We start from the raw sequence: 12,756 nt of genomic DNA on the forward strand, positions 1-12,756 counted from the left end.
AGACCAAATAATTTGATTCTGATTTGCGGAGGGAGATTCTTTTTCGATATATTTGCGAACAGTTTTTTAAGGATATGATGAATAGAGAAAGAAGGTTGGCTGCATTGTTTGATATGGATGGGGTGGTTCTCGACACGGAAGGACAATGCGATCTTTTCTGGATAGAACAGGGAAAGCGTTTTCATCCCGGAATGCCTGATTTTTACAAGAAGATTAAAGGGATGACGACGGAGAAGATTCTGGAGGATTATTTCGGGGGTAATATGGATTTACAGCAGCAGATTTCCCATGAGTTGGAAGAGTTCGAGAAAAAAATGAGTTATCCTTACGTGCCGGGTGTCGAGAATTTTATTCGAGTATTGTTAGGGCATGGCGTGAGGATTGCTTTGGTGACGAGTTCCAATAACGTGAAAATGTCGTATGTCTTGAAGGTTCACCCGGAATTTACCGAATATTTCGAGCGAATAATTACTGCTGATAAGATCACGAAATCCAAGCCTGCTCCGGAATGTTATCTACTGGCGGCCAAAGAGCTGCAGATGGAAACAGATGTTTGTTGCGTTTTCGAGGATTCTTTTGCCGGTATCGAGGCTGGACGTAATGCCCGCATGAAGGTAGTCGGGGTGGCTACAACAAACGCGAAAGAGAAGATCGTGGGAATGGTGGATCGGGTAATCGCGGATTTCACGGGATACTCGTATGACGGGTTCGTGGATTTGATGGATGGGGGAACAATGATGTTTTAATCTTTTTTTGCAAGTCATTTAATTCTTTTTCCGAGAGATAGTGTATTAATAATGAAGACATCGAGGATTGGTGTTATTGTTATTAATAATAAACTAAATCGAAAGCTTATGATTTTTTGTGTACTAAAAAAGCGGACAATGTTTTTTCTTACATTATTTTTATGTGTTTCATTCGTAAATGTGCAGGCTGGCACGGGGATTCCAAAAGAAAAGAATGATAAAAAAACGATGTTCAGGAGCAAAGCGGCTATTTCTACTTTTCCTGTCTGGCTATCCAATCAATTACTTCACAGGCATATTCCTTTTAGCGTTAATCTTGTAGAATCCGATTACTTGTTTAATAATATTGCTTATGTGGATACGTTGTCACAAGAAATGGATTTAATCACTCGTTTTACCGTGACGAAAGGCGGTAAGATTAAAAATTGTGTGGTGGAAAATCTTCCGGATTCTGCATTTGCAGATGAGGTGGAACGTCTTATTTTGATTTCTCGGAAATGGAGAGCCCCTGAAGAGAATGGTCGAAAGACCTCGGCAGAAGAACAATTCTCCATTCCACTCGAACTAAAAGGAAGTGTCGTGATTCTTGATAAAGGACCGGAATGGGGTGAAGCTGATCAAAAAATTTATGACAAAAGGTATAATCTTACTAGGTATATACATCAGGTGGCGATGCATGTAGGAGCAAAACGTGCAGATAGTGTAAGTATGATTGAATATCCGAATCAAATGTCGTTTTTGGTAGATGGAATTTTAAAACTCAGTTTTGTTATAGATAAAGAAGGATATTTTTCGCATCTGAGATATGGGCATGATTTACCGGTTGCGGTACAATTAGACTATGTCATAACCCGGCAAATGTATCCCGGTCGTTTTTTTAGTGACGAGGTGAAATGGAAACCGGCAATGCTTGACGGAAAACCCGTGCGGGTGCGAGTGGAAACTTGCATTGATTATAAAAAGAAAGAATTTTCATGGGATTGTTATTTGATGGATTAAATTTGAGATATACCCAAAAGAAACGGCAGCTCTTCACAGGGGCTGCCGTTTTATTTTATAGAGCAAATATTCTTATTTGACGATTCCGGAGAAGCCCATGAATGCCAAGGCTAACAATCCCGCGGTTACTAGAGCGATTGGAGTTCCTTTCATGCCTTTGGGGATAGAGGAAAGTTCCAATTGTTCGCGGATTCCGGCAAAAATGGTTAAGGCGAGCCCGAAACCGATAGCGGTAGAGGCAGCGAAAACCACGGACTCGAGTAAGTTGTAGTTTTTTTGGATAACCATGATGGCAACTCCCAGTACGGCACAGTTTGTAGTGATCAAGGGAAGAAATACTCCTAATGCCTGATAAAGCGAGGGGCTTACTTTTTTCAGAATGATCTCCACCATTTGCACGAGTGCAGCAATAATCAGGATAAACACGATAGTTTGCATGAACCCTATGTGGAACGGATCAAGTACCGTTTTTTGCACGATGAAAGTAACCAACGTGGCCAAAATCATCACGAATGTCACGGCTCCGGTCATACCTAAAGCCGTGGGAACACTCTTGGAAACCCCAAGGAACGGGCAGATACCCAAGAATTGCGCCAATACGATATTATTGACAAATACTGCGGCTATGAATATAAATATGTATTCCATTTTTCTGATTTTAAATTTTAGATTTTAGATTTTAGATTGGATTTTGATTTGCAATTTAAAATCTAAAATTTACAATTAGTTGGTTTTTCTTATTCTATTAATAAACGCGATCAAGTAACCTAGTGCGATGAAAGCTCCGGGGGCTAACACGAAGATGATCATTCCGTAGTTTTCACTGTACAGGGTGATGTTGAAGATTTTTCCGCTACCCAATACTTCACGGATGCATCCCAACAAGGTCAGTGCCATCGTGAATCCCAAACCGATTCCTAATCCGTCGAGCATGGAAGGAATGGCTTTGTTCTTGGAAGCAAAAGATTCGGCACGTCCCAGCACGATACAGTTTACCACGATCAACGGGATGAATAACCCGAGTGATTCGTGCAAGCTAGGTAGATAGGCTGCCATACACATATCAACGACGGTAACGAATGCCGCGATGATAACGATAAATCCGGGAATACGGATTTTATCGGGAATCAAGTTTGCCACGAGCGAGATAGCAAGGTTGGATAACACAAGCACGAAGGCGGTAGCCAATCCCATTCCCAAGCCGTTGATTGCCGACGTGGTGACTCCCAGCGTGGGGCACATCCCGAGCAATAGTACAAAGGTGGGATTTTCTTTAAAGAACCCTTTGGTAAAGTTTTGCCAGTTGTTCATATCTTTATTTTTTCGATTGTTCTACTTTTGTTTGGTATCTTTTTCCAGCGCTTTGGCTGCCCGGTTTACTGCGTCCAAAAAGGCACGGGATGAAATAGTGGCAGCCGTGATAGCGTCCACGTCCCCTCCGTCTTTTGAAACCTGCAGTCCTTTCGTTCCCGGAGTTTTACCGGTAATGTCACCTTTGGCACCTTTCACGAACCATGTATCCATTTTGGAACCTAACCCCGGGGTTTCTTTGTGGCTCAACACGGAATAATTGTAAATTGTTCCGTCGGGAGTAAAACCTACCATTAATTCTATTTTTCCCCCGAATCCGTCGTTCGTGTAAGTTTTAATGGCTGTTCCTACTAATTCCCCGTTCTGTTTGGCAGGATAAAACTCAACTTCTTCTTCATTTTCCGAAGGTTTTACCGTGTATTTTTCTGTCATGGGGTCATTATCGAAAGTCGGGACCACGGCACGTATTGCTTGTGTCTGTTTTTCGATTTGTACCTTCTCGATTAATCCCGACGTGAATGAGTTGACAACTCCCACGGCGGCTGAGGATATGAGTGTTACCAAGAATAACACCAATACCATATTTTTAAAACTCGATTCTAATTTCTTTCCCATCTCTGTAATTTTTGATTTATGATTTTTGATTTATGATCAGGTGAATCTGAAATCATAAATCGTGAATCGTCAATTATGCAAATCTTGCGGGTTTACAATATCTGTTGATCAACGGGGTGAAGCCGTTCATGATCAATATGGCAAATGACATTCCTTCCGGATAAGCACCGAAGGTACGGATTATCACGGTCAGTAGTCCGATACCGATACCGAAAATGATCATACCTTTATGCGTCATGGGGGATGTTACGTAATCCGTCGCCATAAAGATCGCTCCCAACATCATACCTCCCGTGAAAAGATGGAACAGGGGATCAGCAAAATGCGCGGGATTTGCCAAGTGTAATATTCCGGCAAACAGGATTACCGTGGCGAAAATTGTCACGGGGATATGCCATGTAATAATTTTGCGAATCAACATATAGGCGAAACCGAGCAGAAGACCGATAGCGGCAACTTCTCCCAAGCTACCTCCCATGTTACCGATAATCATGTTGCTTGTCGAGATTCCGCTGGATGCGAGTGCATCAGCCACGGATTGCCCGTTCTTTACTGCTTCTTTCACGATAGCTAAAGGTGTAGCCCCCGTTACGGCATCTACTGTCGAAAATCCGTGAGGTACAGGCCAAGAAGTCATTTGTACCGGGAACGAAATCAATAAGAATACGCGTCCCACGAGTGCCGGGTTGAAAATATTGTTTCCCAATCCCCCGAAACTCATTTTGCCGATACCGATTGCCACGATAGCACCGATTATCACAATCCATAAAGGAAGGGATGAGGGAAGGTTGAACGCTAATAATACACCCGTGATGATAGCCGAACCGTCCCATATCGTGGGGCGTTGTTTCATCAGGTATTTCTGGATAATAAATTCAACGATCAGACAGGCTGCCACGGAAGTAAGGGTTACCAGAATGGCTCCTATCCCGAAAAACACGATAGAAAAGATAAATGCGGGGATTAAAGCAATCAGTACCCCGTACATGTTTTTTTCTATCGAATCCCCGCCATGAATGTGAGGGGAGGGTGATATGGTGAAATTACTCATATATAATGATTTTAGATTTCTTGATTTTAGATTTATGATTGAGAATCATCAATCGTAAATCATCAATCATCAATTATTTAGTTTTTACGTGAACGTATCATTTGTCCTGTTCTGGCTTTACCCAAGCGAATCACGTCGAGCAGCGGACGGTTTGCCGGGCAGGTATAGCTACAAGAACCACATTCGATGCAATCCATTATTTTTTCGGCTTCCAATGCATCCAGCTTGTTGTGTTCGCTAAGTTGCATCAGGTAATACGGTTCCAATCCCATCGGGCATACGGTAACGCATTTCGAACAACGGATACAGTTGCGATACTCTTTCCGGACGGATTCTTCCTGCCGCATGAGTAATACTCCACTTGTTCCTTTCGTGATAGCAATGTTGGTTGTCGTCAAGGCTTTTCCCATCATCGGACCGCCACCGATCACTTTTCCCGTGTCCTCGGGAAGTCCTCCGGCTGCCTCGATGAGTTGAGAGAGTGGTGTCCCGATACGGCATAGATAGTTACCCGGTTCTTTCAGCGATTTCCCGGTAACGGTAACCACCCGTTCGAATAACGGTTTGTGTTTCATGACAGCCTCGTAAACGGCATATACTGTCCCGACGTTTTGAACGACGGCTCCCACGGCGATAGGTAGTCCGCCGGACGGAACGAATTTACCCGTGGTGGCTTGTATCAATTGTTTCTCACCTCCTTGCGGGTATTGTATTTTTAACGGGCATATCTCGATGCCGTCGCTCAATCTGGCGTGTTTGCCAAGTTCTTCGATAGCGTCTTTTTTGTTGTTCTCGATGCCCACGATAGCACGTTTCACGTTAAGAGCTTTCATTAGCAGTTCAATCCCGGCGATAAGCTCTTTCCCGTGTTCCAGCATCAGACGGTGGTCTGCCGTTAAATACGGTTCACATTCGACACCGTTGATGATTAATACTTCAGCCGTGTTTCCGGGAGGCGGGGATAATTTCACTTGCGTGGGAAACGTTGCTCCCCCCATACCCACGATACCGGCGGCACTGATAGCCGCGATGATTTCTTCTTTCGTGAAAGTATTAGGATGCTTCGCGAGCGGTTCCTTCAATATATTCTCGTCCCATTCGTCACCCTCGACTTTTATCGAGATCGCTGGTCTGGGATAACCACTGGCATCCACCACGGGATCGATACTCGTGACTGTCCCCGATACGGAACTGTGGATGTTGGCGGAAATGAATCCGGCGGCTTGACCGATAAGTTGTCCTACTTTAACTGTATCACCTTTTTTCACCGTGGGAACGGCAGGTGCCCCGATATGTTGAGATAGTGGTATGATCACTTGTTCGGGAAGGGGTAGCGTGATGATTTCCCCTTGTGCTGATAATTTATTTTCAGGTGGGTGTACACCCCCAATTTTAAATGTCTTAAGCACGGTGTATTAATTTTAGATTTACGATTTTAAATTTTAGTTTGAATCGGCAATCACTGAATCGATTCGTTGTTTTTCACTTCCGTGGTCGCTGGTTCGGTAATCTTTCTCGGGGGGAAGTTTACCTCGTGGATCGCGTGTGTCGGGCATACGCTCACGCACTTCCGGCAAAGTTTACACTTGCGGAAGTCGATGTAAGCCAAGTTGTTTTCCAAGGTAATTGCCTCGAAAGGACATTCTTTGACGCATTTCCCACAACCGATGCAGGCAACCGTACAAGCTTTGCGGGCGATGTTTCCCTTGTCTTTGTTCACGCAACACACGAAAACCCGGCGATCTTTGGGACCCTTGTTTCGCAATTCGATAATGTTTCTCGGGCAAGCTTTGACGCAAGCACCGCAGGCAACACAATTTTCTTCGGAAACAACGGGCAGACCGTTGGCGTCCATGTGAATGGCATCGAAAGCGCAGACGTTGACGCAGTCGCCACAACCAAGGCAACCGTACGTACAATCGGTTTCTCCCCGGTAGAGAGAATGTTCGATAGCACACGATTTGTACCCGTCGTACGTGCTCGTGCGTGGACGATTGTCACACGTGCCGTTGCATTTCACGACAGCAATCTGTGGTGTCTGAGCTGTTACTTCCATGCCTAAAGCGGAAGCGACTTTCGCCATCGTATCCGCTCCTCCCACCGGACAAAACAGTCCATCTAATGAAGTGGCTTTCACCGTGGCTTCCGCGAAACCCCTACACCCGGGTTTGCCGCATCCCCCGCAATTCGCGCCGGGAAGGATACTTTCCACGATATCGATTCTAGGATCTTCTTCGACCTTAAACTTTTGTGCCACGAAATACAGGATTACGGCAGCCGCAATACCAATGGCACACAAAGAAATAATAGTGTAGATAATGGTAGTAGTCATCATAAAGGTGTTTATTTTGTCTCCTCTAGTTTGTTATAGCGCCCGTAAAGTTATTATTTTTTTTCTAGGTTATGCTATTTTAACCTTGAATTTTATTTTCCGGGTGAAGCTATTCCTACATAAATATAGGATAACAAAGTAAACAGCAACGGCTAGAAGTACAATTGCGGCGGCTATAACTTCGCTTGTCCCCGCCGTGATCAAGAGGGCAAGAAGTACTATTATTAACGCGGACGGAATGATATAAGCAAATGCGACCGAGAGCATGGCGTTGCGGGTACTGGCGGTAACAATAACTTTGTCGCCGACAGCCACGGGAATATTCGGTTTTTCCGCCGTGATATTCTTTTGTGCTACTTCCGACAGACCACACGCTCCCTTAGAATGACAAGAAGCACATGCCGATTGATTTTGTATCTGCACGATAATGGCGTTATCTTCTACTTTTATAACAATTCCGTCGTGTTCTATTGTGTCCTTTGCTGCCATGATGAGTTTTTAAGGTTTATAAAGTTCATAAAGTTACCCCTTCGGGGTTTAAAGTTTACACGATACACGTATTATAAAGTATTCACGAGTTTTTCACCTTATAAACTTTACAAACCTTATGAACTTTATGAACTCATTTATTTCTTTCGCATAAATATTTGAATCGGTACCCCGGTGAAATTCCAGTGTTCACGGATTTTGTTTTCCAAGAAACGTTTGTACGGTTCTTTCACGTATTGCGGTAAGTTGCAATAAAACGCGAAAGTCGGCGTTTTCGTGGGTAATTGAGTCACGTATTTTATGCGGATGTATTTTCCTTTTAAACTTGGTGGGGGGTAGTTCTCGATTTCCTCCAACATGATGCGGTTCAATTCCGAGGTTTTCAGTTTTTGAGCCCGGTTGCGATAGGTTTCAATGGCGGCTTCCAGTGCTTTTAGTAAACGTTGTTTCGTGAGCGCGGAAGTGAAAATGATCTCTACATCATTGAATGGCGCCATTTTAGCACGCAGGTCTTTCTCGAAGTTAATCGTTGTTTTATTATCTTTTTCGATTAAGTCCCACTTGTTTACCAGTACCACGACACCTTTTTGGTTGCGCTCTATCAAGTGGAATATATTCAAATCCTGAGCTTCCATACCCCGGGTGGCATCAATCAGTAGCATACAGACGTCACTGTCCTCTATGGCACGCACGGAACGCATCACGGAATAGAATTCCACGTCCTCGTTTACTTTGGCTTTTTTACGTAGTCCGGCAGTATCCACTAGCAAGAAATCATGCCCGAAGCGGTTGTACCGGGTGGTCAGCGTGTCACGGGTCGTCCCCGCGATGTCCGTAACAATATTCCGTTCCTTGTCTATCAGGGCGTTAATGGTGGAAGATTTTCCCACGTTAGGGCGTCCCACGATAGCGATTTTGGGAAGTTCATTCTCGTCTTCCAACGGGTCGCTCGTGAAATGAGATACCAGTTTATCAAGTAATTCACCGGTTCCGGAACCGTTTATAGATGAGATCGGGAATATTTCTTCCCCGACACCCAGTTTATAGAATTCGTGAACATCATAAAGACGTTCGCCATTATCCACCTTGTTGGCGATGAGGTAAACAGGTTTTGTGACTTTTCGCAACATACGGGCGAAACTGTAATCCAAATCAGTTATTCCTAATTCCACGTCACACACGAACAGAATCACGTCTGCCTCGTCCATCGCCAGCAGTACCTGTTTGTTGATCTCTTCCTCGAAAATATCTGAGCTGTTAGAAACGTACCCACCCGTGTCAATGACGGAAAAATCTTTACCGTTCCACACTGATTTCCCGTAATTCCGGTCACGGGTCACACCGCTTTCCTCGTTCACGATGGCTACTCGTCCACCGACCAAGCGATTGAAAAGTGTTGATTTTCCCACGTTGGGGCGTCCTACTATGGCAACAATATTACTCATTTTATAAATTGAAAATTGAAAATTGAAAATTGAAAATGATGATTTGCAATCTCAATTTTAGTTATTAATGTTATAGTTGTTTGTAACCGAAGCGTTTCAAATCGTTTTCTTTGTTCCGCCAGTCTTTCAGTACTTTGACGTAAAGGTTAAGGAACACTTTCTTGGCGAAGAAAGCTTCGATGTCTACTCGGGCTTCCGTGCCTACTTTTTTCAAGGCGGCACCTTGGTGTCCGATGATAATGCCTTTCTGTGAATCACGTTCGACGTTGATTACCGCCATGATATTGATTCTTTTGGCTTCTTCTTTGAATTCTTCTACGACCACCTCGACGGAGTAGGGGATTTCCTTGTCGTAGTGCAACAGGATTTTTTCTCGTATGATTTCTGTCACGAAGAAACGAGCGGGCATATCGGTTATTTCTTCTTTATCGAAATAAGGTTCTCCGACGGGAAGCAATTCCAGAATCCGCTTGTACAGGTTGTCGACGTTGAAGTTCTCGGTTGCCGAGATGGGGAATATCTCCGCTTGCGGGATGATTTCCTTCCATTTCGCGAACAGGGCATCCAGCTTATCCGGCGTGGTCAGATCAATTTTGTTCAATACCAACAAGATGGGTACTTCGCTTTGCTTCACTTTATCGATGAAGTCGGCGTTCTTCTCGAAATTTTCCACCACGTCGGTCACGTAGAGAATAATATCCGCGTCAATAATGGCGGTTTTCGAGAAGTCCAGCATGTATTCCTGCATCTTGTAGCTTGGTTTCACGACTCCCGGGGTGTCGGAAAACACGATTTGAAAATCCTCCCCGTTCACGATACCTTTAATGCGGTGGCGCGTCGTTTGGGATTTAGATGTGATAATCGATAATTTTTCCCCGACTAATCGATTCATCAAGGTGGATTTCCCCACGTTGGGGTTTCCTAAAATATTGACAAAACCTGCTTTATGCTCCATGTACTCAAAAATTTATTGGGCACAAAAGTACAATTAAAAATTGGAATTGAGAAATTTGTACTTCTAAGTTGGATGGTCTGAAGTAAAATGTAAGGTCTGATTAACCTTAAATCTCGGGTATTTCTACCGTAATACTATATCTACTCGCTTACGGGCTCGCTATAAATCACTTCTTCCACCGTTAGGTAAGGGCGAAAGAAGTGAGGTGTATCGACCCGGTAAGCGTGTAGAAGTAGGATTACCCTAGGATTACTCGAGTAATACCGTGTGTTTATTTATAGGTATATTCTATCTTTTCCGTGTTGGCGGGATTTTGAGGATCGGTTTTAGCGATCCATGCCCCGGTGTTGTCGTACTCGTATTTGTATCGCGGATCGACTTGATTACCGAATTCATCGTAATGGATGGTAATGTTACCCGTGATTTTTTCGTTTTGCAAATTTTCCTTCTCGTATGATATAACGGTCAAGTAACCATATGGGTTGTAACCGTAATGTGATGTTTGTTTCGTGATCGGGTTGTGGATGTCCGGTTTGAGGTTTATTTTGATTTCTTGTGTTAAACGTCCCTTGTTGTCATATGTCAAGTCGGTCTGGGCGTATATTTGCCCGTTGTCGTATTCTTGTATTTGAACGAGTTGTCCTTGATTGTTATAGGTTTCCGTGTGACTCTTGTCGTTATTCCATTTGATGTTTTTCATGCTGATATGCCCTTGTATGTTGTATTGACAACTTACTTGACACAGAATATTTCCGGATAGGGAATCCACGGATTCTTCCTCGAAGCATTTGCCGAGGTTGTTGTATTTAAAGGTGGTCGTGATGTTTGATAAACAAGAATCTTTTGCACGTGTTTTTTTCACGGATTGCAGCAGGTAGCCGTGGTCATTGTAATTATAATAAATATTCGTGGTGGTGTCCCCCGAAACAAGGATTTCTCGGATGATCTTGTCGCCCGTGTAGTATTTGGTGTACGACGGAGTGGTCCAAATCATGGAATCCACGAATTGTTCTCTTAATTGGATGGCTTTATCTCTGAACTGTTTATACTTGTGTTCTTGTAAATATTGTTTTACAAGCGGGAGTTGCGTGGATGAATCAACTTGGGCTATGAGGATTACCAGATCAACGCTGTCATTCGTGTATTCGACTTCCGGGAGAAAGTTTCTTGAATAGCCGGAAAGATACGGGCAGTTGATGTACGCGTTGATGGCAGTTTTCATCTCTTCCGGTTTTTTGGCGTTTTTGACCATGTCGTATAAATGGATGTCATACATCTTTTCCACGTCGGTTTTATAAGGACGGGGTTCTTTCGCTCCCGCGTAGAATGTTTTCAGTATAGGGTTGTTGAAATATAACAATATGGTTGAGTCGGTCGTGCAAGTGCAAACATTGTCGTACAATAGTTTATTATAGATGGTAGCGACGGCGGGATAGTTATACAAGGTGTCGAAATCGGTGAAATAGGTTTCACATTTACCCAAGGTCGGTTGTGCTTTCAAATCGGCGAACTGTACTTTTTCTTTTAGCGCGATGATCGAGTCGAATATTTTCGGGGTTATCATGTACTTGTATTTTGTCAATAATCCGAGTACGGCGCGTGAATCTTGTAATTGTGTGTCGGAGTAGGTCAATAGAGCGTAGATCGTGGAATCGGCTTTCCAGACGAAAGTTTCGAAGTTTAAGCCGGCATCCCGGCAGATGGAACGAACACGAGCCCCGTCATCTTGCCGGTTTTCTTCCATACTGGTTTTCAGATAAGGTTCTACAGCCCCGAGATTCGGGTCGAAAAGAAGTGTTTCCAAAGCATCAGCAAGAGCGATTTCATGTTTATACGTTTCGGCACTTTTGGGGTCGATCCTCTCTTTTACCCTCGCGTATTTGTCCCGTTCGGCTCTCGCGATATGCTCGTAAAGTTTTTCAATCCTGTTTTGCTTTTGCGCGAAGAGATTCGTGTTGAATATCCCCGTGAAAAGGGTACAGATGATAATCGTTGGTAGTAATTTTTTCATATCGTTCTCAAATTTAGCGTAGTATCTACGTAAAATTAGGGATAAAGTTTGATATGAACAATATTTTTATTGGTGTTTTTTATGAATAAAGTTTACTTATATTGTTGATTTCGATGGGTATAGGCTTCTATAGGTAGAACTGGGTACTTGGTATCTTTTTGGTATTGGAAAGCGTAATAAGAGGAGAAGATTGAGGGGGAGATCATATGATGTCGATATATTTTATCATGAGGAATGGATGGATTTTGAGGTGTATATGTTATCTTTGTTAGGCATTATAAATAAATGTTATGGTTATAAATATAATAGGTAATAGCGAGAGAATAGAGAGTCTGAATCCTTATTTCAAGGCTGTGTTCGATTATATAAAGACGCACGATCTGGCAGGTATGCCCGTGGGCAGAGTAGATATTGCCGGCGAGGATGCTTTTATTAAAATCGAGGATGCACGGGGACGAAGCGTGGAAGAGGCCGTTTATGAGCGACATGATAAATATATAGATATTCAGATGCCGCTGCTCGTGTCGGAGTCTTACGGGTGGAAAGCCAAAAGTCGGTTGGGGGAGGCTTCTGCTTCTTATAACGAGGAAGGGGATTATACTTTTTATAAAGATAAGGTGGAAGGTGTGTTCACGCTTTCTCCCGGTGAGTTCGTGATTTTTTTTCCGGAGGATGCTCATGCGCCTTGTATCGGTGAAGGGGTAATCCGGAAGATGGTGGCGAAAGTTAAACAATTGTAGATTTAGTGATTGACGATTTACGATTGTTGCGTGTGAACTTTTTGGTAAATTACAAATTCAGT

The 12,756-nt window shown here is 43.5% G+C and carries 13 protein-coding genes; 3 read left to right on the forward strand and 10 right to left on the reverse strand.

Annotation, left to right across the window (positions count from 1 at the left end):
• Nucleotides 1-74: 74 nt before the first annotated feature.
• Together CS948_RS02060 and CS948_RS02065 are read left to right on the forward strand one after the other, a co-directional pair.
• Nucleotides 75-746, forward strand: coding sequence for an HAD family phosphatase (locus CS948_RS02060; RefSeq protein WP_255301829.1), 672 nt, complete (start codon nucleotides 75-77; stop codon nucleotides 744-746).
• A gap of 108 nt (nucleotides 747-854) precedes the next feature.
• On the forward strand, nucleotides 855-1,745 hold the full coding sequence (locus tag CS948_RS02065; RefSeq protein WP_141560860.1) for a hypothetical protein: 891 nt from the start codon (nucleotides 855-857) through the stop codon (nucleotides 1,743-1,745).
• A 72-nt stretch (nucleotides 1,746-1,817) separates the two neighbouring features.
• On the opposite strand, the gene rsxA is transcribed toward CS948_RS02065, so the two are convergent.
• From rsxA to CS948_RS02115, 10 genes are all read right to left on the reverse strand, one after another.
• Nucleotides 1,818-2,393, reverse strand: coding sequence for an electron transport complex subunit RsxA (rsxA, locus tag CS948_RS02070; RefSeq protein ID WP_099290099.1), 576 nt, complete (start codon nucleotides 2,391-2,393; stop codon nucleotides 1,818-1,820).
• A gap of 75 nt (nucleotides 2,394-2,468) precedes the next feature.
• Nucleotides 2,469-3,056 carry an RnfABCDGE type electron transport complex subunit E gene (locus CS948_RS02075; protein ID WP_099290100.1) on the reverse strand — a complete coding sequence of 196 codons (588 nt, stop codon included), beginning with the start codon at nucleotides 3,054-3,056 and terminating at the stop codon, nucleotides 2,469-2,471.
• Nucleotides 3,057-3,077: 21 nt separating this feature from the next.
• A complete protein-coding gene (locus CS948_RS02080) occupies nucleotides 3,078-3,671 on the reverse strand; it encodes an RnfABCDGE type electron transport complex subunit G (protein WP_176554870.1) in 594 nt (197 codons plus the stop codon).
• 73 nt (nucleotides 3,672-3,744) lie between these two features.
• Nucleotides 3,745-4,722, reverse strand: coding sequence for an RnfABCDGE type electron transport complex subunit D (locus CS948_RS02085; RefSeq protein WP_099290101.1), 978 nt, complete (start codon nucleotides 4,720-4,722; stop codon nucleotides 3,745-3,747).
• Nucleotides 4,723-4,799: 77 nt separating this feature from the next.
• Nucleotides 4,800-6,131, reverse strand: coding sequence for an electron transport complex subunit RsxC (gene rsxC / locus CS948_RS02090; RefSeq protein WP_099290102.1), 1,332 nt, complete (start codon nucleotides 6,129-6,131; stop codon nucleotides 4,800-4,802).
• Between the two features lie 50 nt (nucleotides 6,132-6,181).
• Nucleotides 6,182-7,057 (reverse strand): Fe-S cluster domain-containing protein, encoded by an 876-nt coding sequence (locus tag CS948_RS02095; RefSeq protein ID WP_099290103.1) that lies wholly within the window; start codon nucleotides 7,055-7,057, stop codon nucleotides 6,182-6,184.
• 66 nt (nucleotides 7,058-7,123) lie between these two features.
• Entirely contained in the window at nucleotides 7,124-7,543 is a 420-nt protein-coding gene (locus CS948_RS02100; RefSeq protein WP_099290104.1) for a SoxR reducing system RseC family protein, read from the reverse strand.
• Between the two features lie 137 nt (nucleotides 7,544-7,680).
• On the reverse strand, nucleotides 7,681-8,988 hold the full coding sequence (der, locus tag CS948_RS02105) for a ribosome biogenesis GTPase Der (protein WP_099290105.1): 1,308 nt from the start codon (nucleotides 8,986-8,988) through the stop codon (nucleotides 7,681-7,683).
• Between the two features lie 70 nt (nucleotides 8,989-9,058).
• Entirely contained in the window at nucleotides 9,059-9,943 is an 885-nt protein-coding gene (gene era, locus CS948_RS02110) for a GTPase Era (RefSeq protein ID WP_099290106.1), read from the reverse strand.
• A 271-nt stretch (nucleotides 9,944-10,214) separates the two neighbouring features.
• Nucleotides 10,215-11,954, reverse strand: coding sequence for a hypothetical protein (locus tag CS948_RS02115; RefSeq protein ID WP_099290107.1), 1,740 nt, complete (start codon nucleotides 11,952-11,954; stop codon nucleotides 10,215-10,217).
• Between the two features lie 290 nt (nucleotides 11,955-12,244).
• On the opposite strand from CS948_RS02115, the gene CS948_RS02120 reads away from it, so the two are divergent.
• Nucleotides 12,245-12,694 carry a YhcH/YjgK/YiaL family protein gene (locus CS948_RS02120; protein ID WP_099290108.1) on the forward strand — a complete coding sequence of 150 codons (450 nt, stop codon included), beginning with the start codon at nucleotides 12,245-12,247 and terminating at the stop codon, nucleotides 12,692-12,694.
• Nucleotides 12,695-12,756: the final 62 nt, after the last annotated feature.

It is taken from the genome of Butyricimonas sp. Marseille-P3923 (assembly GCF_900184685.1).
Classification (GTDB): Bacteria; Bacteroidota; Bacteroidia; order Bacteroidales; family Marinifilaceae; genus Butyricimonas; species Butyricimonas muris.